This is a genomic window from Kribbella sp. NPDC058693, from assembly GCF_042715335.1.
GTDB classification, from domain to species: domain Bacteria; phylum Actinomycetota; class Actinomycetes; order Propionibacteriales; family Kribbellaceae; genus Kribbella; species Kribbella jiaozuonensis.
Map to the genome: position 1 here is coordinate 354,836 of NZ_JBHXSQ010000002.1, position 16,163 is coordinate 370,998.

The 16,163-nt window shown below is 69.1% G+C and carries 14 protein-coding genes; 6 read left to right on the top strand and 8 right to left on the bottom strand.

Going from position 1 to position 16,163, the window contains the following annotated elements; genetic code table 11:
* Positions 1-7 precede the first annotated feature (7 nt).
* Both ACFWUU_RS11345 and glsA read left to right on the top strand, forming a co-directional pair.
* The gene (locus tag ACFWUU_RS11345) at positions 8-1,798 is read left to right on the top strand and encodes an SLC13 family permease (protein ID WP_380174800.1); all 1,791 of its coding nucleotides are present in this window, start codon (positions 8-10) and stop codon (positions 1,796-1,798) included.
* Between the two features lies 1 nt (position 1,799).
* A complete protein-coding gene (glsA, locus tag ACFWUU_RS11350; protein WP_380174802.1) occupies positions 1,800-2,798 on the top strand; it encodes a glutaminase A in 999 nt (332 codons plus the stop codon).
* Here the strand turns inward: glsA and ACFWUU_RS11355 are convergent.
* Genes ACFWUU_RS11355 through ACFWUU_RS11365 form a run of 3 tightly spaced genes read right to left on the bottom strand, consistent with a single transcriptional unit; the run spans position 2,779 to position 6,935 of the window.
* Positions 2,779-3,894 (bottom strand): S1C family serine protease, encoded by a 1,116-nt coding sequence (locus ACFWUU_RS11355; RefSeq protein WP_380174804.1) that lies wholly within the window; start codon positions 3,892-3,894, stop codon positions 2,779-2,781. The two genes, glsA and ACFWUU_RS11355, sit on opposite strands and share 20 nt — an antisense overlap.
* Before the next feature lie 3 nt (positions 3,895-3,897).
* Positions 3,898-5,856, bottom strand: a complete 1,959-nt coding sequence (locus tag ACFWUU_RS11360; RefSeq protein ID WP_380174806.1) for a hypothetical protein — start codon at positions 5,854-5,856, stop codon at positions 3,898-3,900.
* A gap of 35 nt (positions 5,857-5,891) precedes the next feature.
* On the bottom strand, positions 5,892-6,935 hold the full coding sequence (locus ACFWUU_RS11365; protein ID WP_380174807.1) for a lysylphosphatidylglycerol synthase domain-containing protein: 1,044 nt from the start codon (positions 6,933-6,935) through the stop codon (positions 5,892-5,894).
* A 109-nt stretch (positions 6,936-7,044) separates the two neighbouring features.
* On the opposite strand from ACFWUU_RS11365, the gene ACFWUU_RS11370 reads away from it, so the two are divergent.
* From ACFWUU_RS11370 to ACFWUU_RS11380, 3 genes are all read left to right on the top strand, one after another.
* Complete coding sequence (locus ACFWUU_RS11370) at positions 7,045-7,260, top strand: hypothetical protein (RefSeq protein ID WP_130447591.1); 216 nt, start codon at positions 7,045-7,047, stop codon at positions 7,258-7,260.
* A 4-nt stretch (positions 7,261-7,264) separates the two neighbouring features.
* Entirely contained in the window at positions 7,265-7,942 is a 678-nt protein-coding gene (locus ACFWUU_RS11375; RefSeq protein ID WP_380174809.1) for a GAP family protein, read from the top strand.
* Between the two features lie 112 nt (positions 7,943-8,054).
* Complete coding sequence (locus ACFWUU_RS11380; RefSeq protein ID WP_380176843.1) at positions 8,055-9,518, top strand: gluconate transporter; 1,464 nt, start codon at positions 8,055-8,057, stop codon at positions 9,516-9,518.
* Here the strand turns inward: ACFWUU_RS11380 and ACFWUU_RS11385 are convergent.
* Positions 9,475-10,071 (bottom strand): hypothetical protein, encoded by a 597-nt coding sequence (locus tag ACFWUU_RS11385; protein ID WP_380174811.1) that lies wholly within the window; start codon positions 10,069-10,071, stop codon positions 9,475-9,477. The two genes, ACFWUU_RS11380 and ACFWUU_RS11385, sit on opposite strands and share 44 nt — an antisense overlap.
* A 106-nt stretch (positions 10,072-10,177) precedes the next feature.
* On the opposite strand from ACFWUU_RS11385, the gene ACFWUU_RS11390 reads away from it, so the two are divergent.
* A complete protein-coding gene (locus ACFWUU_RS11390) occupies positions 10,178-10,405 on the top strand; it encodes a hypothetical protein (RefSeq protein ID WP_137257240.1) in 228 nt (75 codons plus the stop codon).
* A gap of 303 nt (positions 10,406-10,708) precedes the next feature.
* On the opposite strand, the gene ACFWUU_RS11395 is transcribed toward ACFWUU_RS11390, so the two are convergent.
* From ACFWUU_RS11395 to ACFWUU_RS11410, 4 genes are all read right to left on the bottom strand, one after another.
* Positions 10,709-12,511, bottom strand: coding sequence for a bifunctional metallophosphatase/5'-nucleotidase (locus ACFWUU_RS11395; RefSeq protein WP_380174813.1), 1,803 nt, complete (start codon positions 12,509-12,511; stop codon positions 10,709-10,711).
* Between the two features lie 129 nt (positions 12,512-12,640).
* Complete coding sequence (locus tag ACFWUU_RS11400) at positions 12,641-13,798, bottom strand: ROK family protein (protein WP_380174815.1); 1,158 nt, start codon at positions 13,796-13,798, stop codon at positions 12,641-12,643.
* A 57-nt stretch (positions 13,799-13,855) separates the two neighbouring features.
* Positions 13,856-14,812, bottom strand: coding sequence for an ArsR/SmtB family transcription factor (locus ACFWUU_RS11405; RefSeq protein WP_380174816.1), 957 nt, complete (start codon positions 14,810-14,812; stop codon positions 13,856-13,858).
* Positions 14,813-14,854: 42 nt separating this feature from the next.
* Positions 14,855-16,162: an epoxide hydrolase family protein gene (locus tag ACFWUU_RS11410; protein ID WP_380174817.1), complete on the bottom strand. Its 1,308-nt coding sequence runs from the start codon at positions 16,160-16,162 to the stop codon at positions 14,855-14,857.
* Between the last annotated feature and the right edge of the window lies 1 nt (position 16,163).

Sequence of the window (16,163 nt, forward strand, 5' to 3'; positions counted from 1 at the left end):
CCCGGCGATGGATGACGGCACACTCAGCCTGATCATCCTCGGGCTGGCCGTCGTCCTGTTCGTCTGGAACCGGCTGCCCGTCGATGTCGTCGCGGTGCTCGTCGCCCTGGCCTTGTGGGCGACGGGCGTGCTGGGCTTCACCGACGTCCTCGCGGGCTTCGGCGACCCGGTGGTGATCTTCATCGCCACGCTGTTCGTGGTGAGCGAGGGGGTCGACTCGACCGGCGTGACCGCGTGGGCCGGCCAGACCATCGTCCGGTACGCCGGAACCACGCGGACCCGCCTGTTGATCGCCGTGACCGCACTGTGCGCGGTGCTGTCCGCCCTGATCACGCTGAACGGGGCCGTCGCGGCACTCCTCCCGCTGGTGGTCATGCTGGCGATCCGGATCGGGCAGCCGCCGTCGCAGATGCTGATGCCGCTCACGTTCGCGGGCAGCGCCGGCTCGTTGCTGATGCTGACCGGAACACCGGTGAACATCATCGTGTCGGAGGCCGCGAGCGATGCCGGCGCGGGTCCGTTCCCGTTCTTCGCCTTCGCGGTCGTCGGCGTGCCGTTGGTGATCGGCACGATCGCGATCTCGGTGCTGCTCGGCCCCAAACTGCTGCCGGTCACGCGGCCGGCGCATCCGGCCGCCGACCTCGCCGTACATGCCGAGACACTCGACGTTCACTACGCGCTGCAGGACGGCTTCTACCGCCTGCAGGTACGCGACCTGTCGCCGTTCCTCGGGCAGAGCGTGCGCGAGCTCGACCTCACGCCGTACCCCGGGGTGGCGATCGTCGGCGTACAGGACGGGCAGGGCCACAACCGGACGGACGCGGCGATCGACGCCGGGGACGTGCTGGTGGTGACAGGGCCGTCGGACAAGATCAGCAGTCTGGTTGTCGACAACCTGCTCGCGGTCAGCATGACACCGGTCGAAGATCTGCTGACTCGGGATTCGGGCGTGGTCGAGGCAGTGATCCCGCCGCGGTCGGCACTCGTCGGCGAGACGGTGTTCCCGGGGATGCACCGCGGGCACGACCTGGTGATCATCGCCGTCCAGCGGATGGGCAAGGACCGGGGCAATCGGCACACGCAACTCGCCGAGGGCGACGCGCTCCTCGTGCACGGGCCGTGGGAGACCCTCGACGAGCTCAGCCGGGACCGGGACATCCTGCTCGTCGACTCGCCCGAGCTGGTCCGGCGGCAGGCGGTGCCGTGGGGGCCGAAGGCATCGATCGCGGTCGCGATCCTCGCGGCGATGGTCGTGCTGCTGGCGACCGGCGCGGTACCGCCGGCGATGGCTGGTCTGCTGGCGGCGACGGCGATGGTGTTGACCCGGGTGGTCGGTCCGGCGCAGGCCTACCGGGCGATCTCCTGGCAGATCGTCGTCCTGATCGGTGCGCTGATCCCGTTGTCCGGCGCGATCCAGTCCAGTGGCGGCGCGGACCGGATCGCCGACCTGATCATCGACGCGGTCGGGTCGGGCCGTCCGTACTTGCTGCTGCTGGCGCTCTTCGTGGTCACGGCCGCGCTGGGTCAGATGGTCAGCAATACCGCGACCGTGCTGATCGTGGCGCCGATCGCGGTCGCGGCGGCCGAAGGCACCGGGACCAACGTCAAGCCGGTACTGATGCTGATCGCGGTCGCCGGTGCCGCTTCGCTGCTGACCCCGATCTCCACGCCCGCGAACATGATGATCATGAGCCCGGCGGGCTACCGGTTCGGCGACTACTGGAAACTCGGCCTGGTCGTGATGGCGTGGTGGTTGCTGACGGCAATCATCATCGTCCCGCTCGTCTGGTCGTTCTGAGGTGTCCGCCGGCAGGTACATCTCGACGGGCGGACTGCCCGACGCGTCGACCGTCGACGACCTGGTGCGGGTGGCGTACGAGCTGTACCGCGATGTCACCGAAGGGACGGTGTCGGGCGTGTACCCGGCGTTGGCCCGGGTCGATCCGGACACGTTCGGACTGTGTGTGGTTGAGACGAACGGGCGGCTGTTCGAGGCGGGCGACGCGCGGCGGCCGTTCACGATCATGAGCGTCGCGAAACCGTTCGTGTTCGCGCTGATGTGCCAGGCCGTCGGCATCGATGCGATCCGCGAGCTGGTCGGGGTCAACGCGACCGGTCTGCCGTTCAACTCCGTGCAGGCGGTCGAACAGTCGACCGCGGGGCGGACCAACCCGATGGTGAATCCGGGCGCGATCGCGACGACCAGTCTGACGCCGGGCAGCTCGCTGGAGCATCGGTGGCAGTTCATCGTCGACGGTCTGTCCCGGTTCGCGGGTCGTACGCTCGAGCTGGACCACGAGGTGCTGGAGTCGGCGCTGGCGACGAATCATCGCAACCGCGCGCTGGCGGCTCTCCTGCAGAGTGTCGGCGGCCTGGCCGGCGATGCTGCCGAGGCGACGGAGCTTTATACGCGGCAGAGTTGCTTGAGCGTTGCGGCGACGGACCTGGCGGTGATGGGGGCGACGCTGGCGGACGGTGGGGTTTGTCCGCTGACACAGGAGCGGGTGGTCGATGCCGATGTCGCCCGGGTGACGCTGGTGGTGATGGCGATCGCGGGGCTGTACGAGACGTCGGGTGACTGGCTGCTCGATGTCGGCGTACCGGGGAAGAGCGGGATCGGTGGTGGCATCGTGACGGTCTCGCCCGGCAAGGGCGCCTTGGGCACATTCGGGCCGCGGCTGGATCAGGCCGGGAACAGCGTGCAGGGTCAGCTTGCCGCGCAGTTCCTGGCTCGGCAGCTCGGCCTCGATCTGCTGGCCTCGCAGCCCGTTGAGCCGTTTACGGCGCGGCGAGGGTGAGCGTCGCGTTGGCCGAGGTGCCTGCGCGTACGTAGGTCAGCTCGATCTTGTCGCCGACCTTGCGGGTGAGCGTGGCGACCACGATCTGCTCACTGCTGACGGCCTGCTGACCGTCGACCTTCGTGATCACGTCGCCGGCCTTCAGCCCGGCCTCCGCACCCGGCCCGGTCGCGGCGAGAACGAACAGGCCGCTCGGTGAACCCGACGCCTGCGCAAGGGCCGGCGGGATCTCCTGGACCTGCAACCCGGTCGTCGGGTGCCCCGGCTTCCCGGTCTTGATCAGCTGGTCCGCGATCGGATTCGCGAGATCGATCGGGATCGCGAAGCCGAGACCGACACTTCCGCCACCGCTGACGCCCGACGCGTTCGGGACGGTCGCGATCGCGGCGTTCACTCCGACGAGCTTCCCGGAGCAGTCGACCAGCGCACCGCCGCTGTTGCCGGGGTTGATGGCCGCATCGGTCTGGATCGCGCCGATCAGGTGGTGCGTCACCGTGTCGCCCGGCACCGGCACGTACCGGTCGAGTGCACTGACGATGCCCGACGTCACCGTGCTCGCCAGACCCAGTGGAGCGCCGAGCGCGACGACAGGCTGGCCGACCTGGAGATTGGCCGACGAGCCGAGGCCGATCACCGGATAGCCCTTCGCCTCGTCGGCTGCCTTCAGTACGGCGAGATCGGTGCTCGGATCGCGTCCGACGATCGTCGCCGCGGAGCTGTGACCGTCGCTGTACTGCACGGTGACGGACCCGCCTCCGACCGCCGACGAGATGACGTGGTCGTTGGTGAGGATGTAGCCGCCGTCCCGGAACACCTGTCCCGATCCCGTGCCGGCCGCGCCGCTGCCGCTCGCCGAGATCGTCACGACCGAGGGCAGGACCTGGTTCGCGACCGGGATCGCCGCGCACATCGCCGTACTGGATTGACCGCTTGCGGGTGACGCGTTCGCGGTGTCGCCGCTGCGGCGGATGCTGACGATGATCAGCGTCGCGACGAGCGCGGCGACGATCACGCCTTCCACGATGGCGGTGATCAGCAGCCGGTTCGGGCCGCGCCTCTCCGCGGGCTGTTGCGATCCGCCGTCAGCCTGGGACATGCCTTACCTCCCTTGCCGAGAATAGGTACGGTCGGGATCCGGGAGGTCACCTGATCCGGGCGACTCCCGGTGGGTGACGGACCGGTCGAAGTACAGGTAGACGACGGCCGCCGCCACGAGCGGCATGGCCAGCGCGAACAGCAGCGACGACACCACGTTGATCAGCGTGGGCTGCCAGTCCGTCGCAAGCAGGAGGATGATGCCGGCGATCGGTCCGACCGAGAGGCCGAGCCCGACGATGATCGCGAGCGGTCCGGCGGTTCGCCACCAGCGGCCCTTCACCAGTTGCCGGCTGCGTTTCAGCGCCGTACTCGCGGAGGCCTGCTCGGCCATCACGGCCGGTATCGCGAAGGCCCGGCTGACCGCGTAGTAGATGGCCAGCGGGATCGTCGCGACGATGATCGTCAGTACGGCGATGACGACGAAGTACCGCACTGCCACAGCGGTCAGTGGTCGGGCGCGGCCTCTGACGTCACGCCAGGTGAGGGCAGCGGTTGCCGGTTCGCCCCGGTCCAGGCGGTCGAGGGTCGAGGTGACGGCGGCCAGGAGTGCGACGTACGTCGCGGCGGTGAGGATCGTGATCGCGAGCGCGACCAGGGAAGCCCAGAAGCCGGTCGCGGTCTCGGTCGGCGCGCCCAGATCGGTGGGTGAATCGCGCCGCGCCGCCTGAAGGTCCGCAAGCAGAAGGGTGGCCAGACCCAGTACGACGAACGTCGCGGCGAACGCGCCGAACAGGCCAGGTCGTTGTCGGAGCAGTTGGAGCGCGGACACCACCGTCTGACCCCAAGCGCGCCGCCTGCGAGCCGGCAACGGCTCGGCATCGGTCCAGCGGGTCCGGCTGGCGGCGAACCAGATCAGCGCGATCAGCGCGGCCAGGATCAGGGCGAGCAACCAGATCCGGTCGAGGGTCTCTCGGAGCAGGTTCGATGCGGTGCCGACCGCCGTACAGAAGACGCCGGTGCCGCTCGGTCCGAGCACCTTGCCGGCGGGTACGACGGTGCTGTCGTCGCGCCAGGTTGCCTCGGCATCCTGGATCGGCGTCACCCAGGAGGCCTTCTGGTTGGGCCCGGTCGGCCCGTCGAAGAACGACCGCTGCCGCTCGCCCCAGCGGCCCTCGAACGCCAGCCAGGGATACTCCTTCAGGTAGTCTGCACGCGCCATCGGCACATAGTCGACGTTCGGGCGGAGCTCGGTCGCCGGCCTGGTCGTGTCGTCACAGCCGAGACCCTCCGAGCCGCGACCGAGGTACAACCGCTGGCCGTACTTGTTGGCATGCGAACCGGCGGCCGGATAGACGACCGGATGGGTGCCGTCGACGATCTCGAGCTTCGCGTCGCCCCACCGCGCCCGCTCGGCTCCACCGTGCTGGCTGAACCCGACCGCCGTCGGCTTGGTGGCCAGCGCGGCCTCCGGCGTCGCCGCGTCGAAGACGAGCTGAACGGACTCCCAGTCGCCTTCGTGGGTGTTGTTGTAGTCGTTGAAGATGTAGAAGAACCAATACTCCAGCGACAGCTTCCCGGGGTACGCCGGGTCGCCGGTCACGTGAGCGTAGACGGTCGCCGGATGCGTGCTGTTGATCTGCGCGGACCACTCGGCGTAGTCGCAGCCGGGCCGCAACGGGTCGCCGGGGAAGTCGAGGAAATGGCCCGGGTACCCGCGGCCGAGGTCCGAGGCCTCAGGCTGGGTCTTGACGAGATCGGGCGGCCGCCATGGACCGCGCAGGGCGACCTGCTGATCACCCAGTACGGCGTTGACGTCGGTGGGCTGGAACTGCTCGCCGTCGTCGCAGCGCGTACCGAGCTTCTGCAACCGGACGACAGGGGAGTAGCGCTCGGCGAGTGTCTGTGCGGCGGTGTCCTCGGGCGAGACCGCGGCGGCCGGCTGGGATGCGCCGACGAACAGCCCGGCGAACAGCACGGTGGCAAGGGCGAGCACCAGCGGTCGGGTCCAGCGCACCGTCATGCGACCAGGGTGTGCATCCACGGTTCCCGGCCGGGTCACCCGTTCCAGGTGAACCGCCGCCACACAACGATCGTCAGCAGCCCGACGACAACCGGCAGGAGCTGTACGGCGACCCGCCAGACGAGCAGTCCCGCCACGAGGTCGGTCGCCTCGATGGCACTGTGGTTGGACACGAAGGCCGCATACGTCGCGTCCATGATCCCGGCTCCCATCAACGGCAGACCGGTCAGCGGATAGACGACCATGAAGCTGCAGAACATGACCGGCACGGTCGAGCTGTCCAGCTTCACCCCCACGAACCCCAGGCACAGAACGAGAACACCCGCCTCGACCCCGACCAGCAGCAGCTGGCTGAGAATCGCGAGCCACCCGCGCTCCTGCATCCGTCCCGCGCTGTGGGACTGGAACGAGACGAGTCGCTCCTCCCACACCACCGGACCCGCGCTGGCGGGCCGCACCCGCTGGATCAGTCGTCCGAGCAGCCGCCCGATCGTCGCGGCCGAGCGCTCCGCGCGCAGCGCATAGAGCAGGCCGACCAGCAGTACGGCGGCCGCCGCGCCGAAAATCAGGCCCGCCCAGGCGAACGGAGCGTAGAAGCCACGCGCCGCCCAGAAGATCACGAAGCCCATCGCCGGCGCGGCGAGGCGGGCGATGTAGAAGATCGTCGTACTGAGCGTCAGGCCCGAGGCGGCGTCGGTGTTGTCGATCCGCCAGGAGCGCAGCATCGCGAGTCGCAGTACGACGTCGCCGGGGGAGGGTGCGATCGTGGCGACGGAGGCCGCCGCGACATCACTGATCATCGCCTTCAGGTAGCTGAGGCCGGCGATGAGGAGCGCGAGCGGAGCGGCCAGGATCGCCCGGCGGATCAGGACCACGACCAGCAGGACCGCGATCTGCCACGCACTGAGATGGGTGAGGGCGTGGCCGACCTCGGCCCAGTCGACACCGCGGAGCAAGCGCAGCAGCAGCCAGGCCACCACGGCAATGAGCACGAGCCGGGCGAGCTGCACCACCGGCTTCGGAATCTTCCGCCGAGCGGCTCGAGGGGTCGGCACCGCCGGTGGAGAGGACTCGGCCACAACTCTCAGCCTGCTGACCGCGCGAACAACCACCATCCCCCGATCCGGGGGAGCCGGGTTCGCCACCGCGGCAGCAGAGTCGAAGGGACGGCCGTGAAAGGGGCGTCCTATGGGCCACTACGTCATCCGGGTGAAGGGGACCTTGTCGCGCGACCTGACCGACGCGTTCCCGTCGATGACCGCTGATACCGAGCCCCCGCAGACCGTTCTCCACGGGTACCTCGACGACCAAGCAGCGCTCGCCGGCATCCTGAACCATCTGGACATGCTCGGCATCAGCATCGTCGAGGTCCTGCAGGTCCCGCCACCGGCGAACGGGCACTGAGAACGTGTGGCCTGTTGTCGGCGCGGTCCTGCCGCAGGCGATGGCGATTGCGCTGAGCCCCGTGCCGATGATCTGCATCGTGCTCGTGCTGCTGTCCGACCAGCCGGTTCGCGCCGGGCTGTGCTTCGCCGTCGGCTGGGTCACTGCGTTGGCGATCGCTGTCGGGCTCATCGCCTGGCTCACGGACACGGTCGCGGAAGGGCACGAGGAGTCCGCGCGTGACGGGATCGACGTGGTGCAGCTGGCGATCGGCGTACTGTTCGGTGTCCTTGCCGTTCGGTACTGGCGGAAGCGGCCGGAGCCCGGGACGAAGCCGCCGCGGCCGGCGATCGTCGACCGGATGGCGACGCTGTCCGCGCCCGGGCTCGTGCTCGCCGGGGCCGCGGCGGCGCTGGCGAACGTGAAGAACCTTCCACTCGTGCTGAGCGCCGGCAGCTTGCTGGGCGGCGCCGGTCTGTCGTCGGTCGAGCTCATCGCCTCGGTGGCGATCTTCGTCGTCGCGGCGTCGTTGACGGTGCTCGGTCCGCTGCTGGCCGTCGTACTTGTCGGACCGGACCGGTCGGCGCGGAGCCTGCGGTCGGTCGAGGCGTGGTTGCTGGCCAATCTGAACACGATCACCGTCGTACTGCTGGCCGTGCTGTCGACCGTTCTGATCGGCAAGGGCCTGGATCTGTTCCGGTGAGTGAGCGGCGCGCCGTTGGGAGGTTTCGGCGCAGGCCCGGTGGGAGACTGCGGGGAGGGGGCAACGCGGTCTCGAGGAGCGTGAAGCTGTGGGTCTCATCGAAGCGATACCTCTGGCGGCTGACGCCGACGTTCACGCCCCCTGGAACGGGCACGACACGCGGGTGCTGATCGTCGCCGTGATCGGGATCGGGATCATCGTCGCGCTGATCGTAGGGCTGAAGTTGCATGCGTTCCTCGCGCTCACGATCGGTGCCCTGTTCGTCGGGCTGGCCTCCGGTATCGGAGCCGCCGATGTCACGAAGTCGTACGAGAACGGCGTCGGCAGCGTCCTCGGGTACGTCGGTGTGCTGATAGCGCTCGGCGCCATGGTGGGGAAGTTGCTGGCGGACTCCGGTGGCGCCGATCAGGTCGTCGACACCCTGCTCCGCGGCAAACGTTCCGTGCTGCCGTGGAAGATGGCGCTGATCGCCGCGATCATCGGCATCCCGATGTTCTTCGAGATCGGTCTGGTGCTGCTGGTCCCCGTGGTCGTGCTGGCGATCCGGCGGACCGGTTCGCGGGCGATGTTGCTCGCCATCCCGGCGCTCGCCGGGCTGTCGGTGCTGCACGGGTTCATTCCGCCGCACCCGGGACCGCTGGCGGCGATCGGCGTACTGCACGGGAACGTGGGAGTCACGCTGGCGCTGGGTCTGCTGGTGGCGATCCCGGCTGTGGTGATCGCCGGGCCGCTGTTCGGCCAGGTGGCTGCTCGCTGGGTGCCGATCGGGGCGGCCGGTGCTGCGCTGGAGGTTTCGGGCGGGGCGCGGGACGGTGAGTCGGGCGGGTCGCCGTCGGGTCACGGCGGGGTCGAGGTCGCGACAGAGCAGACGCAGCAGACGGAGCAGACCCAGCAGACGCAGCGGACGAGGACGCCGAGCTTCACCTGGACGATCGTGACGGTGCTGAGCCCCGTCGTACTGATGCTGCTCAAGGCGGCGTCGGACGTGTGGATGAGCAAGGACAACGCGCTCTATCCGGTCCTGCAGTTCATCGGTGACCCGGTGTTCGCGCTGCTGTTCGCCGTACTGCTCGCGATGTACACGTTCGGTACGGCGATCGGCTTCGGCATCCCCGAACTGAGCAAGAAGATCGGGTCGAGCCTGATGCCGATCTCCGGGGTGATGCTGATCGTCGGCGCCGGCGGCGGGTTCAAGCAGGTCCTGGTCGACGGCGGGACGGGTACCGCGATCGCGAAGATCGCGATCGCCGCGAACCTGTCCGCACTCTTGCTCGGCTGGATCGTCGCAGTACTGATCCGGCTCGCGACCGGTTCGGCCACGGTCGCCACCGTGACGGCCGCCGGCATCGTCGCACCGCTGGCCGTCGGCGAGAACTCCACCCACATCGCCCTCATCGTGCTCGCCATCGGCGCCGGCTCGCTGTTCTTCTCGCACGTCAACGACGCCGGCTTCTGGCTGGTCAAGGAGTACTTCGGCATGACCGTTGGCGAGACCATCAAAACCTGGTCGGTGATGGAGACCCTGATCTCGGTCATCGGGCTGGCGATGACGTTGCTGCTGTCAACGTTCCTCTAGTCGGATTCCAGGCGAGGAGAGCGATGCAAGTGGCGTAGAGGGTGATCGCGGCACCGACGCCGGGGAGGACCGTCCAGAGTGCGGGCGTCGACGGCGCCAGGACGAACGTGAGTACGGCGAGGAGACACATGACGGCCGCGGTGACGTAGTACGCCCGGACGCCGAAGAGCTGGGCGAGCGGGATGAAGTGCAGTCCGACGCCGGCGCAGATGACCGGGGCGATGGCGTCGGTGTGGCCGGTGCCGCCGAGGATGCCGGAGACGATGCCGAGGCCGATCCACTCGACCCCGATGATCATGCCGAAGGCCCGGCCGGACAGCCGGCGCTCGGTGTCAGGTACGGCGGGCAGCCTGGTCGTCCGCCAACGCCGCCAGGCGAACGCGGCGAGGCCGACGGAGAGGAGCGCGGCCACGACCATGAGTGCGATCTGCGCACCTGTCGGCAGATGGCCTCCGGTTCCCCAGCCGAGCCAGCCGAGGGCGAAGAAGCTCAGGATCGAGACGCCGAACGCGACGCCCTGCAGGGCGGGACTGCGCTCTCCGGCTGGGTCCATCGACAGGTCTCCGTCTCACGTGGCGGGCTGGTCAAGTCCATGCTGCCGTAAAGAATCGGCCCTCGGTGCACGGATGCGGCCGGGTTGGGCACATACTGGAGGTGCTATGGAGTCCTCACGCGCGACGACGCGTCGTCACCTGTCCACGAGTCCGTTCCAGCGCCGGGTGCCCGCCCCGATAGAGACGTTCGAGGTTGGCGACCGGGTGTCCCACGACAAGGAGGGCATCGGCCGGATCACCATTGTCGAGGGAACCGAAGCAGTAGTGGTCGACCTCGGCAAAGGCCGCCTCCTGCGAGTCCCCGCACCCTTCCACAAGCTCCACTCGCTCTAGCCGCGCCTTCGGCGCTCGGGCGGCGACGAATCCACTGGATTGGTCGCCGCCCGCAAACGTTTCGAAGGCACGCGGCGGATCAAGGCTCGCCTGGCGGCTCGGGCGTGGACTCGGACCGACGGGGGCACCTGCACGTCTCGGGGATGAGGGTCGCGCGGTCTGCACAATCGGCCTGTCAGCCCGGTTTTGTGGGGTATACCGCCAGGCGAACACTTCCACCCTAGGACCGTACGGACCGACAAGTACCGATTTGTCCCCGATTTACCCAGACTTGACCGCTAACCGGACAAGACCACTCCGCAATCAGCCCGCCGGACGGGCGCGGTCGAGGGTGGATGGGGTCAGCGTCGGGTGGGCGCGCAGGTAGGCGATGAAGCCCTCGTGGTCGCGGTCGTTGCGGTAGGGGTCGGTGAAGCCGGTGAAGACCTGGGTGCCGTCGCCGCCGATCAGGGTGTAGGCGAGGGCGGCGACGCGGTAGTTGCGGGTCAGATCGAGGGGCTTGCCATCGATGCGGACGGCACCGGGATCCACCCGCTGACCGATCGGCTTCGTCGTGTCGTAGGTGTAGCTCACGTTGTGCGACACCGCGAACGGTGCGAACTTCTCGGTCCCGTTGGCTTGCGCCACCCACTGCGCCTCGAAGGCCGCGTGGAGCTGCGTGCCGGGCAGCGTCACGGTCAGCACCGGATTGCCGTAGCCGAACGCGTTCCACGCCTCGCCGAACAGAACGGTGCCGTCGGCATCGGCCGGATTGGTGCCCTTGGCAAACAAAAGATCGCCGGTGAGTGCGTTCGACCCCGACACCGGCTTGACCGAGATCAGCGCGAGGTCGGCACGTCCGCCGCGGTGCTGGTTCGCGTCCCAGTACGCGAAGTCCGCGGCCAGGTTGCCCATCGTCGATTCGCCCGACGCGTTCGGCGTACGCGTGAAGTCGCCGGTGACCTTGGCCAGCGGGGTGGCGAACCGTTTCGCGCCCTTCGCGGTCCAGTAGTCGGCGATGTACTGCAGCTCCTCGTCGACCGGTACGTCGCGCGTGTTGGCGTGGTTGGTCGACGTGGTGAGCTCACGGATGACGTGGCCGGTCCGCGGGTCGAGCTTGAGGTTGATCTCGTTGATCAGCGAGCCGTGGTTGCCGGCCTCGACGACCGGACGCGGTACGCCGTTCGGGTCCGGCACCATCATGTTGAACCGGCAGTGCCAGTGGCCGGTGACGATCGCGGCGATGTCCGGCGAGGCCTGCGCGGCGAGCTGGAAGATCGGCCCGGACGGGTTCGTACCGGCGTTGTAGTCGTTACCGGCGACGCCGCCGTCGTGGATGTTGATGACGATCGCATTGATACCGCGCTTCTTGAGCTGCGCGGCCAGTTTGTTGGCCTGCCCCACGTCCGACAGTGACCGCAGCTCGGGCTGGTACGACGTGGACCCGGTCGGGGTGTCCATCACCGTGAGGTGGATGAAGGCGATCGGCAACTTGCGCCCACGGCCCGCGTCAACCCACTCGATGTTGTACGGCGGGACGATCGTCCGGCCGGTATCCGCGTGCACGATGTTCGCCGTGTAGAAGCGGAAGTTCGCGCCGCGGAAGCGGTGACCGGTGGAGTCGACGAAGTTGTCGTCGCGCCCGTTCACCGGGTAGGGCTTGCCGTGCTCCATGTGGTCGACGAGGAAGCTGACCGACTGGTCCAGCTCGTGGTTGCCGACCGTGCTGAACTGCAGCCCGAGCGCGTTGAGCGCCTCGACGGTCGGCTCGTTCGCGTGCGCGTCGATCTCGAACGGCCAGCCGGAGAAGTTGTCGCCGGACGAGAAGAAGATCGAGTTCGGCCGGCCCTCGCGCAACCGCTTCAGATGCGTCGCCATGTACCCGGCGCCGCCGACGGTCACCTGGACACCGCCGGCGCCGGTGATCACGCTGCCCTGGCTGGGCGTGGTCGGCTGCAGGTAGCCGTGCAGGTCGGTGATGTTGAGGAGCTGTACGTCGACGTACCCGGCAGTGGCGGCGTCGTCGAGTGCGTCCGGGGTGGCATACGCGAGGTCGCCGACCGCCGCGGCGGTGGCGACCGCTCCGGTGGTGGTGAGGAACGTCCGGCGGCGGATCCGTCTGTTCACTGCGAACCTACTTCCTGGGGGAGGGCGCTCGTGTGTGCGCAGTACTGTCGGTTTATTGCCTGTTTCCGACATTAATAGCCTCGCCGAGGGCAGGCGTCAACGCCTGACTGAACAATCGGAGAACGCGAGTCAGCGCTTGGGGGAGTCGAGGCTGCCGGCCGCCAGCGTCGGCAGCGGGCCACGCGACCGGGCGAGCAGCCGCTCGTCGACGGCGTCGAGCGCGAGTGAGCAGGCGCCGAGCGCGACACACAACGCGCCCAACGAAGAAGCCTGCAATTCCGGCACGCGCGGGCACAGTCGATCCAGTTCGGCGGCGAGCGGTTCCATCAGTACGTCGGCCGACTGCGAGAAGGCGCCGCCGAGCACCAGCAGTCGTGGATCGACGATCGAGATGGCCGTTGCCGCGGCGACCGCCATCGCCCGCGCATACTTCCGTACGGCGTTGACTGCGGCCCGATCGCCGTTCCGAGCGGCGGCGAAGGCACGCTCCGCCTTGTCCATCTCAGGAACCTCAGCCGGTACGGCGGCATGCAGGTGCTCGAGCGCCGCCTCCCACGCGACACCTCGCAGCGCCGACATGTCCGCCGCCGCGCCGTACGCACCGCGCCGCAACCGGCCCTCGAGCACCAGCGCCAACCCGGTACGACGGCCGGCGTGCAGGAACACCATGTCCGTCGCCCCGCGGCGTTGTTCGGCGAGTGCGGCGAGCTGGCTGTCGTTGTCGACGACAACGAGTCGTGCCGATCGGCCGAAGTACTCGGCGAGGTCGGTGCCGGCCCAGTCCGGAATCGCGTTCGCCCGGACGACGGTGCCGGCCGTGTCGACCAGCCCGGTGGTGCCGACGCCGATCGCCCACACCTCCGCGCCGGCCTCACGCGCGCAGGCGGCGACCACCTCATCAGCCGCCGCGAGCCGGTCGAGGCGCGGCGTCTCCGGAAAGACGGACTGCCTTTGGTTCGCGAGCGTCTGCCCGTTCAGGTCGGTGAGCACCCCACGAACGGAGTACGCCCCGATGTCGAGCCCCACGACGTACCCGGCGTCGGCCCGGAACCGGTAGCTGCGAGCCGGCCGGCCGCGGCCCCGGATCGCCGGGCTCTCCTCGACCAGCCAGCGGCGGCTGACCAGACTCGACAGCACTTCTTCGACCGCGGTGCGTCCCAGCCCGCTCTGCTCGACGATCTGGGCGACCCGCACGTCACCGGCGGAGCGCACGGCCGCAAGGATGGCGCGCTCGTTCAGCTGCCGCAACCGGGTCTGGTCCCCGGCATCCGGCATCGTCGACCTCATGATCGCGCCAGCCTAGAACATCTGCCCCCTCAGGAGTCCACCAATCAGGCCGAGTTGCTAGAGCCCTCGCAGTACTGCGCGGCCCAGGGGAGTGAGGGTGTGGTTGACGGAGTGTCCGAAGCGGGTCGTGGTGATCAGGCCGCTCTCCCGCAGCACCTTCGCGTGCTGGCTGATCGAGCCCGGTGAGACGCCGAGGCGGTGGGCGAGCTCGCTGGTCGATGCGGCGCTCTCCAGGCCGGCCAGGAACTTCGCGCGGGTCGGGCCGAGCAGCCGGACGAGTACGTCGAGGTCGCCGATCGACTCGTCGACGGGCGCGTCGTCCGGCTGGATCGGAAGGACCAGGGTCGGCGGCAGATCGCCGTCGATGAACGTCACCGGCGCCCCGAAGCAGAAGTACGACGGGACGATGAGCAGCCCGCGGCCGTCGAGATCCAGCGTCTGATCGGTGAGGTAGTCGGCCTCGAGGACGGGATCACGCCAGCGGATCGAGGTGTGCAGCCGGCTGAGCAGGCCCTCGACCCCGGCGCTCAGGAGCAGCGCCGTGAGCCGTTGCCGGGCCTGCTCGACCCCGGTCTGGACCGCGCCCCAGACCGGGCGTACGGCGGTGTGGTGGTACCGCTCCAGGGTTTGTACGACGGGATCGACGCGACCGCTGTCATACACCTGCTCCGCCCACCGCGGCGTCGGCACTTCGGCGGGATACGTGCGGGCCAGGTCATCTCGTACGACGGCCTGCGGCACCCGCCGGATCGCATCGAACTGCTCGTCGACGTCCGTCGCCGGGCTGGTCGGGGTCAGGAAGTCGGCGAAGTTACCCGACGCCGGTACGACGGAGTACGCCGCGCGCAGGATGTCCTGATGCTCGCTCAGCGCGCTTCGCCAGGCCCAGTAGCGGGCGGGGAGGTTGTGGTACTGCAGGCCGTTGATGCTCAGCACCGACTCCCACAACGGATGCGGTCCGCTCGCCACCCGTACGCGTGCCAGGTCGGCGCTGGTGAAACGGATCCGCAGCATGCCTGCCCCTCCTGCTCGCCTTCACCGTAGCGCCGGAAGGTGCTACCGGAGCGATCGGAACGCTGCGCGAACCTCCTCGGTGAACAGTTGCGGCTCCTCCCAGGCGGCGAAGTGACCGCCGCGGGCGGGCTTGTTGTAGTAGGCAAGGGTCGGGTAGGCGAGCGCGACCCAGCTGCGCGGTGCCTGGAAGATCTCGCCAGGGAAGGCGCTGAACGCGACCGGCACGGTGACCGGCGGCGGTGTCCCGCCGCCCGCACGGGCCATCCCGCTCTCCCAGTAGGCACGGGCGGCCGAGACACCGGTGCCCGTGAGCCAGTACAGCGTGACGTTGTCGAGGATGTGGTCGCGAGTCAGGTTGCCGGCGACCAGTCCGCCCCGGAACGCCTTGGAGATCTTGTAGTAGCTGTCGGTGTCGTGGTCGAGCATCCAGGAGGCCAGCGCGACGGGCGAGTCGAGCAGTGCATAGCCGATCGTCTGCGGGCGGTTGGACTGCTCGACGATGTAGCCGTTGCCGGTCCGGCCGAACTCGCCGACTGCCGCGGACGCGGCGATCTCCTCCGGAGTGGTCGCCGGGAACTGGGCGCCGCCGAGGGCCGGAACGAGCAGGTTCATATGGATGCCGAGCAGACCCGCGGGCGCGAGACGGCCCAGGTTGTCGGTGACCGCGGCCCCGACGTCGCCGCCCTGGGCGACGTACTTCGGGTAGCCGAGGCGGCGCATGAGCTCGTCCCACGCCCGCGCCGTCCGGGCCGTGTTCCAGCCGGTCTCGGTCGGCTGAGCGGAGAAGCCGAACCCGGGGACCGACGGCAGGACCAGGTGGAACGCGTCCGCGGCGCTACCGCCGTGAGCGGTCGGGTCGGTGAGCGGGCCGATCGTCTCGAGCAACTCGACGATCGAGCCGGGCCAGCCGTGGGTCATGATCAGCGGCAGCGCGTCGGCGTGCCGGGAGCGGACGTGGATGAAGTGGATGTCCACGCCGTCGATCTCGGTGGTGTACTGCGGCAGCTTGTTGAGCTTGGCCTCGAACTTGCGCCAGTCGTACCGCGTGTTCCAGTACTTCGCCAGCGCCTGGCTGGTGGCCAGCTGGACGCCCTGCGAGCGGTCCGCGACGAGCTCCGCCGAGGGCCAGCGGGTCGCGGCGACGCGACGACGAAGATCGTTGAGCTGGTCGCGGGAAGCGGTGAAGTGGAACGGCCGGATCGCTGTGGAGCCGGACGCTGACGAGAGGGCAGCCGGGGCTGCTACGGCCTGGTCGCCCAGTGCCGTGACGGCAGGTACGGCGAGCCCTGCTGCGAGGCCGCCGTACAACACCGTGCGCCGGCTGGGCCTGGGGGACGCTGACGAAGACATT

Bases quoted from the DNA above. Each gene is read 5' to 3' on its own strand.
- ACFWUU_RS11345 (WP_380174800.1), top strand. From the start codon at position 8: ATGGATGACGGCACACTCAGCCTGATCATCCTCGGGCTGGCCGTCGTC.
- ACFWUU_RS11405 (WP_380174816.1), bottom strand. From the start codon at position 14,812: ATGCTGCGGATCCGTTTCACCAGCGCCGACCTGGCACGCGTACGGGTG.
- ACFWUU_RS11400 (WP_380174815.1), bottom strand. From the start codon at position 13,798: ATGAGGTCGACGATGCCGGATGCCGGGGACCAGACCCGGTTGCGGCAG.
- ACFWUU_RS11355 (WP_380174804.1), bottom strand. From the start codon at position 3,894: ATGTCCCAGGCTGACGGCGGATCGCAACAGCCCGCGGAGAGGCGCGGC.
- ACFWUU_RS11385 (WP_380174811.1), bottom strand. From the start codon at position 10,071: ATGGACCCAGCCGGAGAGCGCAGTCCCGCCCTGCAGGGCGTCGCGTTC.
- ACFWUU_RS11410 (WP_380174817.1), bottom strand. From the start codon at position 16,162: ATGTCTTCGTCAGCGTCCCCCAGGCCCAGCCGGCGCACGGTGTTGTAC.
- ACFWUU_RS11370 (WP_130447591.1), top strand. From the start codon at position 7,045: ATGGGCCACTACGTCATCCGGGTGAAGGGGACCTTGTCGCGCGACCTG.
- ACFWUU_RS11360 (WP_380174806.1), bottom strand. From the start codon at position 5,856: ATGACGGTGCGCTGGACCCGACCGCTGGTGCTCGCCCTTGCCACCGTG.
- ACFWUU_RS11390 (WP_137257240.1), top strand. From the start codon at position 10,178: ATGGAGTCCTCACGCGCGACGACGCGTCGTCACCTGTCCACGAGTCCG.